The 19599-nt window shown below is 71.3% G+C and carries 18 protein-coding genes; 10 read left to right on the top strand and 8 right to left on the bottom strand.

Annotation, left to right across the window (positions count from 1 at the left end; all coding sequences use genetic code 11):
* Nucleotides 1-40: 40 nt before the first annotated feature.
* The 9 genes from F0L46_RS21975 (at nt 41) to F0L46_RS21935 (ending at nt 9577) form a co-directional block, all read left to right on the top strand.
* Nucleotides 41-1960, top strand: coding sequence for a propionyl-CoA synthetase (locus tag F0L46_RS21975; protein WP_149821611.1), 1920 nt, complete (start codon nt 41-43; stop codon nt 1958-1960).
* Between the two features lie 103 nt (nt 1961-2063).
* Nucleotides 2064-2870: a 4-hydroxy-tetrahydrodipicolinate reductase gene (gene dapB / locus F0L46_RS21970; protein ID WP_149821609.1), complete on the top strand. Its 807-nt coding sequence runs from the start codon at nt 2064-2066 to the stop codon at nt 2868-2870.
* 5 nt (nt 2871-2875) lie between these two features.
* The gene (locus F0L46_RS21965; RefSeq protein ID WP_188312087.1) at nt 2876-3643 is read left to right on the top strand and encodes a TraX family protein; all 768 of its coding nucleotides are present in this window, start codon (nt 2876-2878) and stop codon (nt 3641-3643) included.
* Nucleotides 3630-4835 carry a CaiB/BaiF CoA transferase family protein gene (locus F0L46_RS21960; RefSeq protein WP_149821605.1) on the top strand — a complete coding sequence of 402 codons (1206 nt, stop codon included), beginning with the start codon at nt 3630-3632 and terminating at the stop codon, nt 4833-4835. Before F0L46_RS21965 ends, F0L46_RS21960 begins: the two co-directional genes overlap by 14 nt.
* A 232-nt stretch (nt 4836-5067) precedes the next feature.
* Nucleotides 5068-6216 (top strand): iron-containing alcohol dehydrogenase, encoded by a 1149-nt coding sequence (locus F0L46_RS21955; protein WP_149821603.1) that lies wholly within the window; start codon nt 5068-5070, stop codon nt 6214-6216.
* On the top strand, nt 6213-6644 hold the full coding sequence (locus F0L46_RS21950; RefSeq protein ID WP_240540100.1) for an acyl-CoA thioesterase: 432 nt from the start codon (nt 6213-6215) through the stop codon (nt 6642-6644). Before F0L46_RS21955 ends, F0L46_RS21950 begins: the two co-directional genes overlap by 4 nt.
* Before the next feature lie 259 nt (nt 6645-6903).
* The gene (locus F0L46_RS21945; protein ID WP_149821601.1) at nt 6904-7617 is read left to right on the top strand and encodes an alpha/beta hydrolase; all 714 of its coding nucleotides are present in this window, start codon (nt 6904-6906) and stop codon (nt 7615-7617) included.
* A gap of 11 nt (nt 7618-7628) precedes the next feature.
* Nucleotides 7629-8960, top strand: coding sequence for an erythromycin esterase family protein (locus F0L46_RS21940; protein ID WP_149821599.1), 1332 nt, complete (start codon nt 7629-7631; stop codon nt 8958-8960).
* A gap of 95 nt (nt 8961-9055) precedes the next feature.
* The gene (locus F0L46_RS21935; protein ID WP_149821597.1) at nt 9056-9577 is read left to right on the top strand and encodes a GNAT family N-acetyltransferase; all 522 of its coding nucleotides are present in this window, start codon (nt 9056-9058) and stop codon (nt 9575-9577) included.
* A 3-nt stretch (nt 9578-9580) separates the two neighbouring features.
* On the opposite strand, the gene F0L46_RS21930 is transcribed toward F0L46_RS21935, so the two are convergent.
* On the bottom strand, nt 9581-10966 hold the full coding sequence (locus F0L46_RS21930; protein WP_149821595.1) for a leucyl aminopeptidase family protein: 1386 nt from the start codon (nt 10964-10966) through the stop codon (nt 9581-9583).
* 94 nt (nt 10967-11060) lie between these two features.
* Between F0L46_RS21930 and F0L46_RS21925 the strand changes: the two genes are divergently transcribed.
* A complete protein-coding gene (locus F0L46_RS21925; protein ID WP_149821593.1) occupies nt 11061-11909 on the top strand; it encodes a tetratricopeptide repeat protein in 849 nt (282 codons plus the stop codon).
* 19 nt (nt 11910-11928) lie between these two features.
* Here the strand turns inward: F0L46_RS21925 and F0L46_RS21920 are convergent, their stop codons facing one another.
* From F0L46_RS21920 to F0L46_RS21890, 7 genes are all read right to left on the bottom strand, one after another.
* On the bottom strand, nt 11929-12510 hold the full coding sequence (locus F0L46_RS21920; protein WP_149821591.1) for a lysine transporter LysE: 582 nt from the start codon (nt 12508-12510) through the stop codon (nt 11929-11931).
* Nucleotides 12511-12572: 62 nt separating this feature from the next.
* Nucleotides 12573-13550: a type II secretion system F family protein gene (locus tag F0L46_RS21915; RefSeq protein ID WP_149821589.1), complete on the bottom strand. Its 978-nt coding sequence runs from the start codon at nt 13548-13550 to the stop codon at nt 12573-12575.
* Between the two features lie 27 nt (nt 13551-13577).
* On the bottom strand, nt 13578-14552 hold the full coding sequence (locus F0L46_RS21910; RefSeq protein ID WP_149821587.1) for a type II secretion system F family protein: 975 nt from the start codon (nt 14550-14552) through the stop codon (nt 13578-13580).
* 34 nt (nt 14553-14586) lie between these two features.
* Nucleotides 14587-16026: a TadA family conjugal transfer-associated ATPase gene (locus tag F0L46_RS21905; protein ID WP_149821585.1), complete on the bottom strand. Its 1440-nt coding sequence runs from the start codon at nt 16024-16026 to the stop codon at nt 14587-14589.
* A gap of 27 nt (nt 16027-16053) precedes the next feature.
* Nucleotides 16054-17304 (bottom strand): CpaE/TadZ family protein, encoded by a 1251-nt coding sequence (locus tag F0L46_RS21900; RefSeq protein WP_149821583.1) that lies wholly within the window; start codon nt 17302-17304, stop codon nt 16054-16056.
* 26 nt (nt 17305-17330) lie between these two features.
* Nucleotides 17331-18044 (bottom strand): CpaD family pilus assembly protein, encoded by a 714-nt coding sequence (locus tag F0L46_RS21895; RefSeq protein ID WP_149821581.1) that lies wholly within the window; start codon nt 18042-18044, stop codon nt 17331-17333.
* A 41-nt stretch (nt 18045-18085) separates the two neighbouring features.
* On the bottom strand, nt 18086-19582 hold the full coding sequence (locus tag F0L46_RS21890) for a type II and III secretion system protein family protein (protein ID WP_149821579.1): 1497 nt from the start codon (nt 19580-19582) through the stop codon (nt 18086-18088).
* Between the last annotated feature and the right edge of the window lie 17 nt (nt 19583-19599).

Below are 19599 nucleotides of genomic sequence, written 5' to 3'. Positions count from 1 at the left end.
CCGGTTTAAGCCTTGGCGAAAAGCCCCAGGGAGGACGCTCATGAACGCCCCGACGACGAGCCGTTACCCGGACGTCTACGCCGCCTGGAAGGCCGACCCGGAGGGGTTCTGGGCCGAGGCGGCCCGCGCCGTCGACTGGATCCGCCCGGCCGACCGGGTGTTCGATCCCGGCCAGGGCCCCTATGGGCGCTGGTTCACCGGCGGCGAGCTCAATGCCTGCCACAACGCCGTCGACCGGCACGTGGCCTCGGGCCGGGGCGGCCAGGCGGCGATCATTCACGACAGCCCCGTGACGGGGACGAAGCGCACCCTCACGTACACGGAGCTGCGCGACGAAGTCGCGGCGCTCGCGGGCGTGCTGGCCCAGCTCGGCGTCGCGAAGGGCGACCGGGTGCTCCTCTACATGCCCATGATCCCCGAGGCCGTGATCGCCATGCTGGCCTGCGCCCGCATCGGCGCGATCCACTCCGTGGTGTTCGGGGGCTTTGCCGCCAAGGAGCTCGCGACACGCATCGAGGACGCGACCCCGAAGGCGATCCTCTCCGCCTCCTGCGGCATCGAGGCGGCCCGCGTCGTCTCCTACAAGCCCCTCCTCGACGAGGCGCTGCGCCTGGCGTCCCACCAGCCCGACGCCTGCCTCGTCTTCCAGCGCCCGCAGGCCGAGGCCGCCCTTATGGAGGGCCGAGATCGGGACTGGGCCGCGGCGGTGGCGGACGCGAAGGCGCGCGGGGTCGCGGCGCCCTGCACCCCGGTGGCGGCCACCGATCCCCTCTACGTGCTCTACACCTCGGGCACCACGGGCCGGCCCAAGGGCGTGGTGCGCGACACGGGCGGCTATCTCGTGGCGCTCGCCTGGTCGATGACGAACCTCTACGGGATCGCGCCGGGCGAGGTCTATTGGTGCGCCTCGGACGTGGGCTGGGTGGTGGGCCATTCCTACATCGTCTACGGCCCGCTGGTGCATGGCTGCACCACGGTGCTCTACGAGGGCAAGCCCGTGGGGACGCCGGACGCGGGCGCGTTCTGGCGCGTCGCCGCCGAGCACGGGGTGGTGTCCCTGTTCACCGCGCCCACGGCGTTTCGCGCGATCAAGAAGGAGGACCCGGAGGGGCGCCTCATCCGCCAATACGACCTGTCGCGCCTGCGCACCCTCTTCCTCGCGGGCGAGCGCGCCGACCCGGACACCGTGAAATGGGCCGAGGAGCAGCTCGGCGTGCCGGTGATCGACCATTGGTGGCAGACGGAGACGGGCTGGGCCATCGCGGGCAACCCCGTGGGCCTCGGCGCACTGCCCGTGAAGCACGGCTCGCCCACCGTGCCGATGCCGGGCTACGATCTGCAGGTGCTCGATGAGGGCGGCAAGCCCGTGGGGGCGAACGTCATGGGCACCATCGCCGTGAAGCTGCCGCTTGGGCCCGGCTGCCTCCCGACCCTGTGGCAGGCGGACGACCGCTTCCGCGAGAGCTACGTCTCCACCTTCCCGGGCTTCTACAACACCTCGGACGCAGGGTTCCTCGACGAGGACGGCTACGTCTACGTCATGGGCCGCACCGACGACATCATCAACGTCGCGGGCCACCGGCTGTCCACGGGCGGGATGGAGGAGGTGCTCGCCTCCCATCCGGCCGTGGCGGAATGCGCCGTGATCGGCGTCAAGGACAGCCTGAAGGGCGAGGTCCCCTGCGGGTTCGCCGTCCTGAAGGCCGGGATCGACCGCTCGCCCGCCGAGATCGAGCGCGAGCTCGTGGGTCTCGTGCGGGACCGGATCGGCCCCGTCGCCGCCTTCAAGCTCGCCCTCACCGTGGGGCGGCTGCCGAAGACGCGCTCGGGCAAGATCCTGCGCGGCACCATGAAGAAGATCGCCGACGGCGACGCCTGGACCATGCCGGCCACCATCGACGATCCGGGGGTGCTCGACGAGATCGCCGACGCGCTCAAGGCCAAGGGCGTCGGCGCCTGACCGGCAACGGTGGGGACGGCGACGACCGGAGGGCTTGCCCCAGGGTAAGCCGGTTCGTACACCTGTCCCACGATCTCACGCCCCAACGAACGGACGCCCTGCCATGACCCTTCGCATCACGCTCGCCGGCTGCACGGGATGGGTGGGGCGAGCCCTCATCGCGGCGATCGCGGGGGCGGACGACCTTCGCCTCGTGGCCGGCGTGAGTCGCAGCGGCGCGGGGCGCGACATCGGCGAGGCGGCGGGGATGGCGCCGCTCGGGGTCGCCATCAGCGGCTCCATCGAGGAGGCGCTGCAGACCCCCTCCGACGTGCTCATCGACTACACCAAGCCCGTCGCCGTGAAGGGACACGTGCTCGCGGCCCTGGGCGCAGGCCGCCACGTGGTGGTCGGCACCTCCGGCCCCTCGGCCGAGGACTATGCCGAGATCGACGCCGCCGCGCAGGCGGCCGGGCGCGGGGTGCTGGCGGCGGGCAACTTCTCCATCACGGCCACCCTCATGCGCCGCTTCGCCCTGGAGGCCGCGCGCTACGTGCCCGACGTCGAGATCATCGACTACGCCTCGGCCGCCAAGGTCGACACGCCCTCCGGCACGGGCCGGGAGCTTGCCGAGATGCTCGGCGCCGTGCGCGGCGCGAGCTCGGCCAAGCCCGTTGCGGAGCTCTCCGGGGTGCGCGAGACCCGGGGCGGCGGCATCGGCTCGCCCCGCCCCGTCCAGGTGCACTCGGTGCGCATGCCCTCCTACCTGCTCTCCTGCGAGGTGCTGTTCGGGGCCGACAACGAGCGCCTCGCCATCCGCCACGACGCGGGCACCTCGGCGGCCCCATATGTTGCCGGGACCTTGCTCGCCGCCCGCCGGGTCGCCTCGTTCACGGGCCTGCGCCGCGGCCTCGACGCGGTGATGGATTGAGCCGCGTGACGGCCGACCCGGCTGGGACCGACCAGCCCGCCGTCACCACCACGGATTGGTGGAAGATCGCGGCGGTCGCCCTCATGCTGGTCGACCACGTCGGCCTCTACTTCTTTCCCGACGAGAGCTGGTGGCGGCTGATCGGGCGCGCGACCGCGCCGATCTTCTTCTTCCTGGTGGGCTACGCCACGAGCCGGCGCGTGCCGTGGACCTGGCTTGCCTTCGGCGCCATCCTGACCGCCATCGACGTCGCCCATGCCGAGGATCCCTCAGACTGGACGATCAACATCCTGTTCAACTTCGCCCTCATCCGCTGGGCGAGGCCCCATCTGGAGGCGTGGATCGGCGAGAGCCGGATGCGCCTCGTCCTCCTCATGGGGGCACTTGCGGGCCTCGTGCCACTCATCGGCGACACGATCGAGTACGGCACCGAGGGCTGGCTGTGGGCGCTCTACGGCATCCATCAGCGCCGGGCGGGCGAGCGGGGTACCATGGGCGCCGCCTCGACCCGCAACGCCGTCGCGGCCTTGGCGGCGCTCGTCTATATCACCACCGAGTTCTTCGATTTCGGCTTCGACCTGGAGGGCGCCTTCGCGCTCGCCTTGATCGTTGGTGTCGAGACCGTGCTGCTCGCGGGCTTCAGCCGCGCCGTCTCGGCCCGCCAGCCTCCCGCCGTCCTTCGCCCGGCGATCGGCTTCATCGGCCGCCACACCCTCGAGCTCTACGCCCTCCACCTCCTCGCCTTCGAGGCCATCACCTATGCCGTCGACTGATCCAAAGCCGCTCCACGGCTTGCGCGTCCTGGAGCTCGCCCGCATCCTGGCCGGCCCCTGGGTGGGGCAGACGCTCGCGGATCTCGGGGCGGACGTGGTCAAGGTGGAGCGGCCGGGGGCCGGCGACGACACCCGCGCCTGGGGCCCGCCCTTCATCGAGGGCGCGGACGGCGGCCATCTCTCGGCGGCCTATTTCCACGCCTGCAACCGGGGCAAGCGCTCCATCGCGGTGGATTTCGAGACCCCCGAGGGCCAGGCGATCGTCCGCCGCCTCGCCGCGCATGCCGACGTGCTCATCGAGAACTTCAAGGTGGGCGGCCTCAGGAAATACGGGCTCGACCATGAATCGCTGCGGGCCGTGAACCCGCGCCTGATCTACTGCTCCATCACGGGCTTCGGCCAGACGGGCCCCTATGCGGCGCGTGCGGGCTACGACTTCATGATCCAGGGCATGGGCGGGATCATGGACCTCACGGGCGCCCCCGACGGCGAGCCGCAGAAGATCGGCGTCGCCTTCGCCGACATCTTCACGGGGGTCTATGCCGTGATCGGCATCCAGGCGGCGTTGCGCCGGCGCGACCTCACGGGCGAGGGCGGACATGTCGACATGGCGCTCCTCGACACGCAGGTGAGCGTGCTCGCCAACCAGGCCATGAACTACCTCGCCTCCGGCACCCCGCCCCGCCGGATGGGCAACGCTCACCCCAACATCGTGCCCTACCAGGTCTTCCCCGTCGCGGACGGTCACGTGATCGTGGCGGTAGGCAACGACGGCCAATATGGCCGCTTCGTGCGCGTGCTCGGCGCGCCGGAGCTCGCCGCCGACCCGCGCTTCGGGGGCAACGCCGACCGGGTGCGCCACCGCGACACCCTCGTGCCCCTGCTCACCACCCTCACCCTGCGCATGACCCGCGCCGATCTGCTGGCGGCCCTCGAGCGCGAGGGCGTGCCGGCGGGACCGATCAACTCGGTCGCCGACGTTTTCGCGGATCCAGGGGTGATCGCCCGAGGCCTGCGCCTCGACTTGCCCAGCGACGCCGCCGCCGGGGGCACGATCCCCTCCGTGCGCTCCCCCATCGTCCTCGACGGCACGCCGCTTGCCGCCGACCGTCCCTCGCCGCGCCTAGGGGAACATGGGGACGAGGTGCTGAGCGACCCGGCATGGGGCGGGACGCCGGCCGAGTCGAGCTGAGACAGGACCGCGCCGCCCCTCTCCCCCCTTGCGGGGGAGATGCCCCGTCAGGGGCAGAGGGGGGTCGGCGAGGCGACAGCCTCGCCGTGCGACCAAACGAGCAAGCGACTCCCTGGACGAACCGTATTCGCGGCGCTTTCGCACCGCCCCCCATCGAAGGAGCCGAAACCTCCCCCTTGCCAAGGCTCCCGCGCCTCGCCCACTCTCGCGGCAACACAAAGGGAGCGCTCCCGTGCGGGATTTCACGTTCGACACCACGCCGTCGGTGATCTTCGGGGCGGGATCCATCCGGCGGATCGGCGAGCTCATCCGGGCGCGGCTCGGCACCCGGGCCCTCGTCGTCACCGATGCGGGGCTCGTGCGCGCCGGATTGGTGGCGCCGGCGCTCGACGCGCTTGAGCGCTCCGGCGTGGCGGTCGCGGTCTACGACGCCGTGGTGGCCGACCCGCCAGAAAGCCTCGTGCTCGCGGCCGCCGACGCGGCGCGGGCTCACGGGGCGGATTGCGTCGTCGGCCTCGGCGGCGGCTCGTCCCTCGACGTCGCGAAGGTGGTAGCCCTCGTGGCGCGCTCGGGCGAGGCGCTGGCCGACATCTACGGCGTCGGCCTCGCCCGCGGTCCGCGCCTGCCCCTCATGCTCGTCCCCACCACCGCCGGCACCGGCTCCGAGGTGACGCCGATCTCGATCCTGACCACGGGCGCGCACGAGAAGCGCGGCGTGGTCACCCGCCTCATCATCCCCGACGTCGCGCTCCTCGACCCCGACCTGACCCTGGGCCTCCCGCCCGCCGTCACGGCCGCCACGGGGGTGGACGCCATGGTTCACGCCATCGAGGCCTACACGTCGGCGAGCCCCAACAACAATCCGCTCTCCCGGGCCCTGGCTCTGGAGGCGCTGCGCCTGCTCGGCGCCAACATCCGCCGCGCCGTTCATGAGGGAGGCGACCGCGAGGCGAGGAGCGGCATGCTACTCGGCTCCATGCTCGCGGGCCAGGCCTTCGCCAACTCCCCCGTGGCCGCGGTGCATGCGCTCGCCTATCCGCTGGGCGGCCATTTCGGCATCCCGCACGGGCTCTCCAACGCCCTCGTCCTGCCCCAGGTGCTGCGCTTCAACGCGCCCGCCTGCGGCGCGCTCTACGCCGAGATCGCTCCGCACGCCCTGCCCGACCTCGCCCCGGTAGCCGGCGCGGACGGCTTCGTGACCGGCATCGAGCGCCTGTGCGCGGAGCTCGGCCTGCCGCCGCGCCTGCGCGACGCGGGCGTGCCCGAGAGCGCCCTCGACCTCCTCGCCGACGACGCCATGAAGCAGACCCGCCTTCTCGTGAACAATCCCCGCCCCCTGACCCGCAACGACGCCCGGGCGATCTACGGGGCCGCCTGGTGAGGCCCGCCCGCCTCACCCGGGGCGATTTCCGCCTCTTTCGCCCCCTCCCGACGCGCTGGATGGACAACGACGTCTACGGCCACGTCAACAACGTGGTCTATTACAGCCTCTTCGACACGGCGGTGAACGGCTGGCTCGTGGAGCAGGGCCTTCTCGACATCGCGACGAGCCCCGCCATCGGCCTCGTCGTCGAGACGGGCTGCACCTATTTTCAGAGCATCGCCTTTCCCGAAACGATCGAGGCGGCGCTCGCCGTAACGGCGCTCGGGCGCTCCTCGGTGCGCTACCGGCTCGCGATCTTTAAGGCGGGCGTGGAGGAGGCGGCCGCGCAGGGCCATTTCGTCCATGTCTATGTCGACCGCGCGACGCAGACCCCCGTGCCGCTGCCCGATCCCGTGCGGGCCGCCTTGGAGACGCTCGTGGTGTGAGGGACTGGCCCGACATGGAGCCCACTCTCCCCCTCGTCCTGAGGTGCCCGCCGCAGGTGGGCCTCGAAGGGCGCTCCAGGCATCGCCAAACGCTTGTGGAAGCGTCCTGCGTGCTTCGAGGCTCGCTCCGCTCGCACCTCAGCATGAGGAAGGGTAGAGGCCACCTGTTCAGAGTTTGCCTCTGAAAACCACGACACCTTGGCCCTGGGAACCGTTGTCGCAGCCCCCCGTTGTCGCCCTCTCGCAGCCGGGGGACGACATGGGACAGGAGTCGGGCCACGGGCCGAACCGGGACGTCGCCGCCACCTCGCAAGGGCGCCTCTCGGCGCGCCCTCAGGCCATCGCGCAACCCGGGGGACTCCCCGTCGGCCTGTCGCGGCTCGGGCTGGAGGAGGGGCGCGACGGGCTCCTTTTCGTGCCCCGGGGCCTCGATCCCGCCCGGCCCGCGCCTCTCGTGGTCATGCTCCACGGGGCGGGCGGCGAGGCGGCCCATGTCATGGGGCTCGTCGAGCCGGCGGCCGCAGCGCAAGGCTTCGTGGTGCTCAGCCCCGATTCGCGGCTCGGCACCTGGGACGTGATCCGCGGCGGCTACGGGCCGGACGTGGCGTTCCTGAACCGCGCCCTGGAGCGGGTCTTCGCGGGCGCCGCCATCGATCCCGGGCGCATCGCGGTGGGCGGCTTCTCCGACGGCGGCTCCTACGCGCTCTGTCTCGGCCTCGCCAATGGCGACCTGTTCTCCGACGTGCTCGCCTTCTCCCCGGGTTTCGCGGCGCCGGCCGTCACCACGGGCCGCCCCCGCATCTTCATCAGCCACGGCGACCGCGACGAGGTCCTGCCTGTCGACAAGTGCGGCCGGCGCCTCGCCCGGGTGCTGCGGGAGGGCGGCTACGACGTGGACTATCGCGAGTTCGGGGGCGGCCACGTGGTGCCGCCCGAGATGGTCGCCGGCGCGCTCGCCCGCTTCTTCAGCTAGAGGTTCTCCCCATGGCCCTGTTCCGGTTCTCCTCCGACGAGCGCGACCTGGTCGAGCGCCTGAAGAACGCCGCCGAGCCCCTGCCCGACCCCTCGGAGGAGGCCTTCGCCGCCGCCTTCGACCGCTTCGGGGACGCCAAGGTCGTGCTGCTCGGCGAGGCCTCCCACGGCACCTCCGAGTTCTACCGGGCCCGCGCCGCCATCACGCGCCGCCTCGTGGAGCGGCACGGCTTCACGATTCTGGCGGTGGAATCCGACTGGCCCGACGCCGCCTTCCTCGACCGCTATGTCCGCGACGGCGCCGACGAGCCCTTCCCCGCGGAGGCCTTCACCCGCTTTCCCCGCTGGATGTGGCGCAACGAGGAGGTCGTGGACCTCCTTGCGTGGCTGAAGCAGTGGAACGGCGGGCAGGCGCCCGAGGCCCGCGTGGAGGTTCGCGGCCTCGACGTCTACAGCCTCGGCCATTCCATGCAGGCGGTGCTCGACTATCTCGACGGGGTCGACCGGGACGCGGCGCAAACCGCCCGGGAGCGCTTCGGCTGCCTCTCGCCCTGGTTCGCGGCGCCTGAGCGCTACGGACGCGAGGTCGCGTTCGGGCGAAAGCACCCCTGCGAGGACAAGGTGGCGGAGATCCTGCACGATCTGCTCGGCCAGCGCATGGCCTATGGCGAGCGGGACGGCGAGTCCTTCTTCGACGCGGCGCAGAACGCCCGCATCGTGCGCGCGGCCGAGCAGTACTACCGCATCATGTACCGGGGCGCGGTGGAGTCCTGGAACCTGCGCGACCGGCACATGTTCGACACCCTTCAGCGCCTGCTGGAGCATCGCGGGCCCGAGGCCAAGGCGGTGGTGTGGGCCCACAACTCGCATATCGGCAATGCCGCCGCGACCGGCATGGGCTGGGAGGGCGAGTTCAACATCGGCGAACTCTGCCGCAAGGCCTACCGGGACGACGTGGTTCTCGTCGGCTTCTCCACCGATCGCGGCACCGTGGCGGCGGCGAGCGACTGGGACGGGCCCATGGAGATCAAGCGCGTGCGCCCCGCCCGCGAGGACAGCCACGAGGCCCTGTTTCGCGCCGCCGGCCACCCCCGCGCCCTCACGGTCCTGCGTGGTGAGGGGCGCCGGGAGCTCAGCGAGGCGCTGGCCGAGCCGCGCCTGGAACGCGCCATCGGCGTAATCTACCGCCCCGAGACGGAGCGCCAGAGCCATTATTTCGAGGCGGTCCTGCCCGAGCAGTTCGACGCAATGGTCTGGTTCGAGGAGACCCGCGCGGTGACGGCGCTGCCCGGCGGGGAGCCGGCGGATCATGCGGGGGCGGAGGCATTCCCGAGCGGGCTTTAGGCCTCTCTCTCCTCTCCCATGGGAGAGGAGAGGTGCGCGGGCTGACGAGGTTCATGGGCCCGGCTATGGTGCGGCGCCCACCCTAGGACACCCCCATGACCGCGACCACCGAGGCTCCGGCGCTCACCATCCGTCCCCTCGCCGCGTCCGACAGCATCGACGCGCTCACGGCCCTCCTGCACCGCGCCTATGCGGGCCTCGGCGCCCGAGGCCTCAACTACACCGCCGTCGACCAGACCCCCGAGGTGACCCGCAAGCGCATCGCGGGCGGGACCTGCCTTGTCGCCGAGCGGGACGGGCGCGTGGTGGGGACCCTGATGGTCTACCCGCCGGGCGCCGGAGGCGGGTGCCCGTGGTTCGAGCGGCCGGAGGTGGCGAAGATCGGCCAGTTCGGCGTCGAGCCCGCGTGCCACGGCGGGGGTGTGGGGGCGCGCCTCCTCGCTCACGCCGAAGCGATGGCCCGGGCGCTGGGTGCCGGGGACATCGCCCTCGACACCGCCGAGGACGCGGCGCATCTCGTGGCCTGGTACGGCCGCTGCGGCTACCGCCTCGTCGACCACGTCCGCTGGGAGGGCAAGACGTATCGCAGCGTGATCATGAGCAAGCGGCTGGCGTGACGCTCACCGGCCGTAGCGCTCCTTGAGCAGCGCATGGATCAGCCGCGCCGCCTGCACCTCGCCGCCCTCGGGGCGCCCGGGGAGGGCCTTCGGGATCCAGGCGTAGATGTCGAAATGGACATGCGCCTTGGCCGCCGTCACGAACCGGCGCAGGAAGAGCGCCGCCGTGATGGAGCCCGCGAAGGCGCCGCCTGAGATGTGGTTGATGTCCGCCACCTTCGAATCGAGCATCGACGCGTAGGGCGGCCACAGGGGCAGGCGCCAGACGGGGTCGTTCACGGCGGCACCGAGCCGGTCGAGGTCGGCCGCGAGGGCGTCGTCCTCCGTCATGAAGGGCGGCAGGTCGGGGCCGAGCGCCACGCGCGCCGCGCCCGTGAGCGTCGCGAAATCCACCACGAGGTCCGGCGCCTCCTCGTCGGCGAGAGCGAGCGCGTCGGCGAGGACGAGGCGGCCCTCCGCGTCCGTGTTGCCGATCTCGACGCTGAGGCCCTTGCGGCTCGGGAGCACGTCGCCGGGGCGGAAGGCGCTGCCGGAGATGGAGTTCTCCACCGCCGGCACGAGCACGCGCAGGCGGATCGGCAGGCCCGATCCCATCACCATGTCGGCGAGCGCGAGCGCGGCGGCCGCCCCGCCCATGTCCTTCTTCATGAGGAGCATGGAGGCGTCGGGCTTGATGTTGAGGCCGCCCGTGTCGAAGCACACGCCCTTGCCGACGATCGTGACCTTCGGCCCGTCCTCGGGGCCGTGCACCATGTCGATGAGGCGGGGCGCCACGCTCGACGCCCGGCCGACGGCATGGATCATCGGGAAGTTGCCCCCGAGGAGATCGTCGCCCGTGGTCACCGTGACCTGCGCCCCGTGCCGCTCGGCGAGCGCCCGGGCCGCGGCTTCGAGCCCGTCGGGGAGGAGGTCGTTGGCGGGCGTGTTGACGAGGTCGCGTCCGAGCGCCACCGCCCCGGCGATGCGGCTCACCTCCTCGGCGTCGACGCCGTCAGGCACCACGAGGCGGGCGGCCCGGTCGGGGCCCTTCTTGTAGCGGCGGAAGGCATAGGCCCCGAGCAGCCAGGAGAGCGTCGCGAGGGTGGCGTCGGCGGGGGGTGTTGCGAAGCGGTACACCCCCTCGGGCAGGCCCCCCGACAGGCGCCCCGGCCCGAACGGGTCGACGCGCCGGGCGCCCACGCCCTCGATCCCGAGCACCACGCCCGCGATCCCGCCGGCCTCGTCCGGCAGGACGACGTGGCGGCCCGCCTTCGGCTCGAACCCCTGCGCCGCCGCAAAGCCCCGCGCGAGCGGCGTCAGCCCCTCGGCGACGCCCGTCCATGTCTCCTCGGTGACGAGCCAGATCGGGCGGGCATCGGCGGCGTCCGTGACGAGAAGGGGATGGGGCATGGGCAGGGTCCGGTTTTTACGATCCGTTAGGGTTAACAGACTACCAACGATGGAAGGCGAGGGTTTCGCGCCTGGTTCGTGGGAGGTTCGTGTCATGCCGTCGTCCGCGCTGCAAGGTCGGCCGGTCCTGCGCCGCTGGCGCGCTCTCGCCGCCGTGGGGCTGATCGCGCTCGGCACGAGCGGCTGCCTGTCCCGGCGCGGCCCCGAGGCCACGGGCTCCATCAATCCGGCCGCGACGGCCTCCCCCGAGGCGCTCCAGCGCGACGCCGAGACCTGGTCGAAGCGATTCGATGCCAACCCGACGGATCCCACGACCGCCATCGGCTATGCGGCGGTCCTGAGGGCGCAGGGCCAACGGGCCCAGGCCGTGGCGGTCCTCCAGCAGGCCGCCATCCGCCAGCCCAAGAGCATGGAGCTCATGGGCGCCTATGGCCGGGCGCTCTCCGACGTCGGCCGATTCAAGGAGGCCGCGGACGTGCTCGCCCGCGCCCACCTGCCCGAGCGGCCCGACTGGCGCATCCTCTCGGCCCAGGGCGCGGTCGCCGACCAGCTCGGCGAGCATGCGCGCGCGCAGAGCTTCTACGAGGGCGCCCTGCGCATCGTGCCCGGCGAGCCGGCGGTCCTGTCGAATCTGGGGCTCTCCTATGCGCTCTCCAAGCGCCTGCCCGACGCCGAGCGAGCGCTCAGGGAGGCCGCCGCCCATCCCCAGGCCGACGCCCGCGTGCGCCAGAACCTCGCCCTGGTGCTGGGCCTGCAGGGCAAGCTCGGGGAGGCTGAGGAGCTCCTGCGCCGCACGCTTCCCGCCCAGGAGGCCGAATCGAGCGTCGGGGCGCTGCGCGCCATGGTGGCCCAGCCCAACAGCTGGAACGCCATCCGCAACGCCGACGGCGCCCGGGGCAAGCCCGCCCGCCCCGCGCCCAAGACAGCCTCGGCGAAGCCCTGAGGCCAGTCGTCCTAGGTCTCTAGAACGCCGCGACGGCCGAGCCGGCGACGGCGGCCGCGAAGCCCCCCTGAGCCAGTGCCGCGGCCCGGGCGAGCCCCGCCGCGGCGCCCGGGGCCCCCGCGGCGCGGCCAAGCCAGGCTCCTACAAGGATCCAGCCCAGAGCCGCCAGAGCGACGAGCCCAGCGAAAAGCGGCGCGGCCGTTAGCGGATCCACCGTCGGAAAGATCCCGAACGCAAACACCAGAGCTTTGGGGTTGAGCAGGGTCGTCACCAAGACGCGCTGCGGCGAGGCGACGGCAACCCTCGCGCTCGCCGGCCCGGCCCCTCCGCCCCGCCACAGGACGAAGCTCGATCGAGCCAGATAGGCTCCCGCCGCGAGCTTCAAGGCGGCCCCCAGGGGCGGCAGCCCCGCGAGCGCGGGCCCGACGACGAGAAGGAGAGCCCCGATTCCCGTGAGGTAGCCTGCGATCTCCGCCGGTACGAGGACGAGGGAACGGCGTGCGCCCACCAGGGCGCCGGAGGCAGCGAGCAGCGTGTTGGTCGGGCCGGGCGTCGCGAGCAGGGCCAGAACGGCGAAGATGAGGGCGAGGGGCGCATCCATGCCCTCTTCCTAGCAGGCCTCCCACGCCCCGCCCTTGATAGAGCGCAAGGTCCCGGCAAGTCCTAGCGCCAGCCGAAAACCTGCGTCAGGGCCGGCGTCATGATCACCACGAACAGGACGGGCAGGAAGAACAGGATCATCGGGACGGTGAGCTTCGGGGGCAGCGCCGCGGCCTTCTTCTCGGCCTCGTTCATGCGCATGTCGCGGCTTTCCTGGGCGAGCACGCGCAAAGCGGTCCCCAGCGGCGTGCCGTAGCGCTCGGCCTGGATCAGCGCGGTGGTGATCGCCTTCACGGTCTCCAGGCCCGTGCGGGTTGCCAGGTTCTCGTAGGCGAGACGCCGCTCCTGCAGGTAGGACAGCTCGGCCGTGGTGAGCGTGAACTCCTCGGCCAGCGGCACCGACTGGCTCCCCACCTCCGTGCTCACCCGCCGGAAGGCCTGCTCGATCGACATGCCGGCTTCCACGCAGATCAGCAGCAGGTCGAGCGAATCGGGCCAGGCGCGCCGGATGGAATCCTGTCGCTTGGTGATGGTGTTCTTGAGGAAGACCTCCGGCAGCTTGATGCCCAGGTAGGTGGCGCTGATCACGAGGCCCAGCCGGATGAGCAGGGGCTGGTTCAGGGCGTTGAGCACGAACAGGTAGAAGACGGCCAGGATCATCAGGCCGATGGGCACGACGAGCCGGAAGAACAGGAAGGCGACCTCCGCCTGCGGCCCGCGATAGCCCGCCATAAGCAACTGCTTCTTCGCGGTCTCCGTGCCGAGCCAGTCCCCGAGCTTGAAGCGGTCCACCACCCGTTTCATGTAGGCCTTGGGCTCCTGGCGCAGGCTCGTGCGCCCCTGGGCGTTCACCAGGCGATCGCGCTCGCGGGCCCGGATGCGGTCGCGCTCCAGGGCCACGGCCTTCATGCGCTTGGAGAGGTCGTCTCCCTCCAGGAACGGCATGGCGATCGTGTACACGGTCGCCGCGGCGGCTATCGCCACGAGGATCATGGCCACGAATTGCGGGTCGGTGACCTTCGACAGGATCAGGGAAAGCATCCGTCCACTCGCTCCGCGCGTTGCGCCTCAGATGTCGAAATCGATCATCTTCTTCATCACGAAGACGCCGATGCACATCCACACCGCGGCCATCATCATCGCGAACTGGCCGACCTGGGTCTTCCAGAGCAGCTCGATATATTGCGGGCTGGAGAGGTAGGTCAGGAGCCCAACCGTGAAGGGCATGGCGGCGATGATGCCGGCCGAGGCCTTCGCCTCCATGCTCATGGCGGTCACCTTGTCGCGCATCTTCTTGCGCTCGCGCAGCACCTTCGAGAGGTTTCCGATCGCCTCCGACAGGTTGCCGCCCGATTGCTGCTGGATGCCGATCACGATGGCGACGAAGTTCGTCTCGGGCACGGGCACCCGCTCGTGCAGCTTCGCCAGGCCCTCGCCCAGCGAGAGGCCGAGGGTCTGGGCCTCGACCACGGTGCGGAACTCCGAGCGCAGCGGCTCCTGCGCCTCCGAGGCGATCATGCGCACGCAGTCGTTGAGGGGGAGGCCCGCCCGGATGCCGCGCACCACCACGTCGAGCGCGCCCGGCAGTTCCGTGAGGAAGCGCTTGACCCGCCGCTTGCGCCGGCTGGAGAGGAACCATTGCGGCAGCCCGAAGCCGCCAGCGAAGAGGCCCCCGAGCGCCGCCAGGGGAGCTGCCGTGACGAGGAAGACGAGAAGGCCCGTGACCAAGGCCGCGCCCGCGCTCACCGCGTAGAACTGGCCCTTCGTCAAGCCGAGCCCCGCCTGGGCGATCTTCATCTCGAGCGAGACCTTGTTCCGGGCTTTCTCGCGCGCCTCGATCTCCTTGAGGCTCTGCGCCACCTGATCGCGGCGGTTCACGAGGGAGGTCCGGTCGACCCGGCGCTCCTCGCCGCGGGCCACGAAGGCCTTCTGGCGGTGCTCGGCACGCCGCTCGCCCGAGAGCAGCGGATAGAGGAACACGTAGGCGACGCCGCCGGCCGCGAACGCGATCAGGACGATCGGGGCGAGGGTGTTCAGGTCCATGGACGGGCTCCCCTGACCTGGCCGGCGGTCGGCCTCACGACAGGACCCCGCCCGAGGTCTGCTCCAGGGCGTCGAGGGCGGCGGCGAGCCGCTTGTCCTCGCCGTAATAGCGGGCGCGGTCCCAGAAGCGGGGGCGGCCGATGCCCGTCGAGCGGTGCTGGCCGATGAGCTTGCCGTTCGCGTCCTCGCCGACGATGTCGTAGAGCACGAGATCCTGGGTGATGATCACGTCGCCCTCCATCCCCATCACCTCCGTGATGTGCGTGATGCGGCGCGAGCCGTCGCGCAGGCGGGCGGCCTGGATGATCACGTCGATGGACGAGCAGATCATCTCGCGGATGGTGCGCGAGGGCAGCGAGAAGCCGCCCATGGTGATCATGGATTCGATACGCGACAGGCACTCGCGGGGCGAGTTGGCGTGGAGCGTGCCCATGGAGCCGTCGTGGCCCGTGTTCATGGCCTGGAGGAGGTCGAACGCCTCCGGGCCGCGCACCTCGCCGACGATGATGCGCTCGGGGCGCATGCGCAGGCAGTTGCGCACAAGGTCGCGCATGGTGACTTGGCCCTGCCCCTCGAGGTTGGGCGGGCGCGTCTCCAGGCGCACCACGTGGGGCTGCTGGAGCTGGAGCTCCGCCGCGTCCTCGCAGGTGATCACCCGCTCGTCGTGCTCGATGTAGTTCGTGAGGCAGTTGAGCAGGGTGGTCTTGCCCGAGCCCGTGCCGCCCGAGATCACGAGGTTGCAGCGCACCTTGCCGACGATCTTCAGGATGTCGGCCCCGGGCTGGGCGATCGCCCCGAACTTCACGAGCTGGTCGAGGGTGAGCTTGTCCTTCTTGAACTTGCGGATCGTGAGGGCCGGGCCGTCGATGGCGAGCGGCGGGGCGATCACGTTCACGCGGGAGCCGTCGGGCAGGCGCGCGTCGCAGATGGGCGAGGATTCATCGACGCGCCGGCCGACCTGGCTCACGATCCGTTGGCAGATGTTCATCAGCTGCTGGTTGTCGCGGAAGCGGACATTCGTCATCTGGATCTTGCCGCCGACCTCGATGTAGGTCTTGGCGGCGCCGTTCACCATGATGTCGGCGATGTCGTCGCGCGAGAGCAGCGGCTCGAGCGGACCGTAGCCCAGGACGTCGTTGCAGATGTCGTCGAGGATCTCCTCCTGCTCCGCGATCGACATGACCACGTTCTTGAGGGAGATGATCTCGTTGACGATGTCGCGGATCTCCTCGCGCGCCGAGTCGGCGTCGAGGCGCGACAGCTGCGACAGATCGATGGCCTCGATCAGCGCGCCGAAGATCATGCTTTTCGTCTGGTAATATTCCTCCGAGCGGGGGCGCTCCTGCGCCACCGCGACGGGGGCCCGGACGGGCTCGGGCGCCTCGCGTGCCGGCAGGGTCGGGGCGGGCTGCGCCGCGGGCGCCGCGGGCGCGGGGCCGGGCGCCGAACCGAAGGCCGCTCTCTTACCGAACATCGCTCACGTGCCTCCTTCCAGAGCCCCTCAGGACGCCTTGCGCCGTACGATCTTGGTGAGCAGCGGGTCGAGGAGGCCGGCGCTGCGGGTGCGCTTGGCCTCCGGGCGCCCCATGATGGCGGCCGCGATGTCGTCGAAGCTCTCCGCCACCTTCCCCGAGGGCTGGACTTCGGCGATCATCTGGCCGTTGTTCGCGGCCGTGCCGAACAGGGGCGCGTCGAAGGCGAGCACGCCCGCGAGCTCCGTGCCGATCGCCTTGGCGAACTCCGCCGGCGCGATCTCGGGGCGCTTGGGGATCGCGGTCATGTTGAGGATCACCCGCGGGCGGCGGTCGTTGGGGCGGTTGCTCTTGAGGAGGTCGAAGAGGTTCTTCGTGTTGCGAAGCGACGCGAGATCCGGGGTCGCCACGATCACGATCTCGTCCGCGCTCACGAGGATCCGCCGGCTCCAGGCCGTCCACACGTGCGGCACGTCGAGGACGACGCAGGGCACGGTGTTGCGCAGGATGTCGATCACCCCGTCCACCGACGTCTCGGCGAGATCGCAGGTGCGGTCCAGCATCGCGGGGGCCGCGAGCAGGCTCAGGTTGTCGGAGCATTTCGACAGGAGCCGGTCGACGAGGTTGGCGTCGAGGCGGTCGGGGGAGAAGATCGCCTCGGCGATGCCCTGCGGCGGGTCCTGGTTGAAGTCGAGGCCCGCCGTCCCGAAGGCGATGTCGAGGTCGACGATCACGGTGGCCGTCCCCTGGGCCCGCGCGACCGACCAGGCGATGTTGTGCGCCACCGTGGAGGCGCCCACGCCTCCCTTGGCGCCAACCACCGCCACCGAGCGCCCGACAGGCTCGGCGCCGGGGGCGTTGAAGAGCTCGGAGATCGCGCGCACCACCTCCAGCACCTCGACGGGCGCGATGAGGTACTCGCTCACCCCCCGGCGCATCAGGTCGCGGTAGAACAGGACGTCGTTGACGTGCCCCACGACGAGCACCTTCGTGCCCGCGTCGCAGCTCTCGGCGAGCGAGTCGAGCTGGCCGAGGAACGCGTCCTGGGCGCCCCGGGGCGCCTCGAGAACGATGACGTTGGGCGTCGGGGCATGCCGGTAGGACTCGACCGCCGCGGCCCCGCCGCCGGTCTGGACCTTGAGGTGGGTTTTCTGCATCCGCCGGTCGGTGGCCGCCGCCTCGATGGCGGTGGCGACGTCCGGGGTCTCGCAGAAGGCCTGGATCGCCACCCGCGGCACGGGCGCGATGAGGCGCTCGCCGGTATCGGTCATGTCGGGCATGCTGGGGCTCCTGGGCATCCGGGCGTTCAGTTCGCGACCGTCGAGTTGATCCGGTTCTGGCCATCCTGACGGTATTGGGTTGACGGATCTTTGCCCTGGCGGATGCTTTCGATGACCTTCGCCCGGCGGATCGTGTCTGGCCGGCCCTCGGACCGGCCGCGCACGAGGTCGACGGGGTCGGCCACCTGGGCCGCGACGTTGTTCTGCATCGAGCAGCCGAGGTTCCAATAGGGCTCGTTGCGGATGTTGAAGGCGACGTCGGTCACGCCGAGATCCTGCGGCCACAGCCCGCATTTGCTCGCCACCTGGGCCCGCATCCCGGCATAGGAGAGACGGATCGGCGAGGCGAGGACGGGATCGGCGGGCTGGTACGAGCTCACCGCGATGGCGGTGCCCGGCAGGCCGCCCTCGGCGAGGGCCGCGCGCACGGCCTGGAAGGTGCGGTGGGCGCCCGGCGACCCGGCGGGGATCTGGGCCGTGATGGGCCCGTTGCCCGAGCGCAGGTACTCCGCCGCGAAGGCGCGCACGTCGTCGCGCTGGCGGTCGTCGAGGGCGGCGCCGGCGGTGAAGACGTCGAGGCTGCGGGGCGCGTCCTTGAGCACGATCGGGTGGCGCTCGCGGTAGTCGCGGGGATAGGTCGAGCCGGTCACCGACTTGTCGGCCATGCAGGCGGACAGCGGCAGGGCCAGGAGCGCGAGGGCCGCGAGGCGTCCCTGGAGAGGCGAGAGGTGGGGCAGCATGCGCGAAGTCCTTGGATGGAGCGCGGGCGGGGCGTGCGGGATCAGTCCGTGATGAAGCCGAAGCGGCCGCGCAGGCCCTTGGGCCCGGCCTCGGAGCCGACGACGCCGTAGAGCTTGTTGAGGCGCCCGAGCAGCACCGCCTGGCCGTCATAGGCCTCCACGAAGCCGTCGTCCGGCCGCGCGACCTCGCGCGATTCCATCGCCTTGGCGATGTAGGGCGAGACGAGGATCATCAGCTCCGTCTCGCGGCGCTGGTAGTCGCGCGAGCGGAACAGGGCGCCCAGGATCGGCAGGTTCATCATCCCCGGCGTGCCGCTGATCGCGTGGCCCCAGTGCTGGCTGAGCAGGCCCGCCGTCATCATGGTGGCGCCGGAGGGCAGCTCCACGCTCGTGACGGACTTGCGCACCTTGATGCCCGGCACGTTCACGGTCTCGAACCGGAACTGGTTCTCGTAGTCGAGCTCCGTCACCTCCGTCGAGACCCGCAGCGAGATCCGGTTCTCGGCGAGCACCACGGGGGTGAAGGAGAGATTGATGCCGAAGGGCTTGAACTCGACGCCCTGGGTGCATCGCACCCGCGAGGTTCCCGCGATGGGCTCGCAGGACTGGCCGCTGGGCAGCGGGATCTCGCCGCCGGCCGTGAAGGTCGCGGCCTCGCCCGAGATCGCGACGAGGGTGGGCTCGGCGAGCACGCGCGAGACGCCCGCCCGCTCGAAGGCGTTCAGGGTCGCGCTGGCGCTGAAGCCGCCTGCCTTGAAGCCGCCCGTGATGGAGTTGCTCGTCGCCTGGACCTGCGGGCTCAAGGAGAACGACTGCGCCGTCGCGACGTCGAGGCCCGACCAGCTGCCCGACGTGCTGATGCCGAACTGCTTGAGCACCGAGCGGGCCACCTCCACCACGGTGACGCGGAGCATCACCTGCTCCTTGCCCTTGATGGTGAGCGAGTTGATCACGGCGCCTTTCGTCGACGAGAAGAGGCCGCCCGACGCACCCACGAAAGCGGTGGCGATGTCGGCCGCCTGCTGGGCATCCGACGCCGACGCGACCACGCCCGTCAGGAGGATCGAGTCCCCCGCCGGGCGCACGTCGACCTGGGCGCCGGGCAGGGAGGTGCGCAGGGTCTGGCGCAGGACGTTGAGGTCGCGCCCGACGCTGATCTCGAGGGTGGCGATCTGCCGGCCCTCGGCGTCGAGCACGAAGATGGACGTGGCGCCGTTCTCCATGCCGATGACGAAGATCTTGCGGGTGGAGCGCACGACCGCGTTCGCGACCTTCGGATTGGCGACGAACACCTCCTTGGCGTCGCGGGGCAGGTCCACGATGATCGACTTGCCGATGGACAGGTCCATGCGGCGCGCCGTGCCCTGCTCCTCGGGGCCGATGGTGATCAGCGGGGCGCCGGAGGCCTCGACGCCGGCGGGGGGCAGCGCGGCCGGGCCCTTGGCGAGGGCGGGCGCGGGACCGAACGCCAGGGCGTGCACGAGGGCGGCGGCGACGGCGGCCCGGACGCCCGCCACGGGCGGGAGGAGCGATGGCATCGGACGGCCTTTCTGGA

It is taken from the genome of Salinarimonas soli (assembly GCF_008386575.1).
Classification (GTDB): Bacteria; Pseudomonadota; Alphaproteobacteria; order Rhizobiales; family Beijerinckiaceae; genus Salinarimonas_A; species Salinarimonas_A soli.
Note: the sequence above shows the minus strand (reverse complement) of the source record. Positions and strands in the feature narration are given on the sequence as shown.

Bases quoted from the DNA above. Each gene is read 5' to 3' on its own strand.
- F0L46_RS21975 (WP_149821611.1), top strand. From the start codon at position 41: ATGAACGCCCCGACGACGAGCCGTTACCCGGACGTCTACGCCGCCTGG.
- dapB (WP_149821609.1), top strand. From the start codon at position 2,064: ATGACCCTTCGCATCACGCTCGCCGGCTGCACGGGATGGGTGGGGCGA.
- F0L46_RS21960 (WP_149821605.1), top strand. From the start codon at position 3,630: ATGCCGTCGACTGATCCAAAGCCGCTCCACGGCTTGCGCGTCCTGGAG.
- F0L46_RS21945 (WP_149821601.1), top strand. From the start codon at position 6,904: ATGGGACAGGAGTCGGGCCACGGGCCGAACCGGGACGTCGCCGCCACC.
- F0L46_RS21940 (WP_149821599.1), top strand. From the start codon at position 7,629: ATGGCCCTGTTCCGGTTCTCCTCCGACGAGCGCGACCTGGTCGAGCGC.
- F0L46_RS21935 (WP_149821597.1), top strand. From the start codon at position 9,056: ATGACCGCGACCACCGAGGCTCCGGCGCTCACCATCCGTCCCCTCGCC.
- F0L46_RS21930 (WP_149821595.1), bottom strand. From the start codon at position 10,966: ATGCCCCATCCCCTTCTCGTCACGGACGCCGCCGATGCCCGCCCGATC.
- F0L46_RS21925 (WP_149821593.1), top strand. From the start codon at position 11,061: ATGCCGTCGTCCGCGCTGCAAGGTCGGCCGGTCCTGCGCCGCTGGCGC.
- F0L46_RS21920 (WP_149821591.1), bottom strand. From the start codon at position 12,510: ATGGATGCGCCCCTCGCCCTCATCTTCGCCGTTCTGGCCCTGCTCGCG.
- F0L46_RS21915 (WP_149821589.1), bottom strand. From the start codon at position 13,550: ATGCTTTCCCTGATCCTGTCGAAGGTCACCGACCCGCAATTCGTGGCC.
- F0L46_RS21910 (WP_149821587.1), bottom strand. From the start codon at position 14,552: ATGGACCTGAACACCCTCGCCCCGATCGTCCTGATCGCGTTCGCGGCC.
- F0L46_RS21905 (WP_149821585.1), bottom strand. From the start codon at position 16,026: ATGTTCGGTAAGAGAGCGGCCTTCGGTTCGGCGCCCGGCCCCGCGCCC.
- F0L46_RS21900 (WP_149821583.1), bottom strand. From the start codon at position 17,304: ATGCCCGACATGACCGATACCGGCGAGCGCCTCATCGCGCCCGTGCCG.
- F0L46_RS21895 (WP_149821581.1), bottom strand. From the start codon at position 18,044: ATGCTGCCCCACCTCTCGCCTCTCCAGGGACGCCTCGCGGCCCTCGCG.
- F0L46_RS21890 (WP_149821579.1), bottom strand. From the start codon at position 19,582: ATGCCATCGCTCCTCCCGCCCGTGGCGGGCGTCCGGGCCGCCGTCGCC.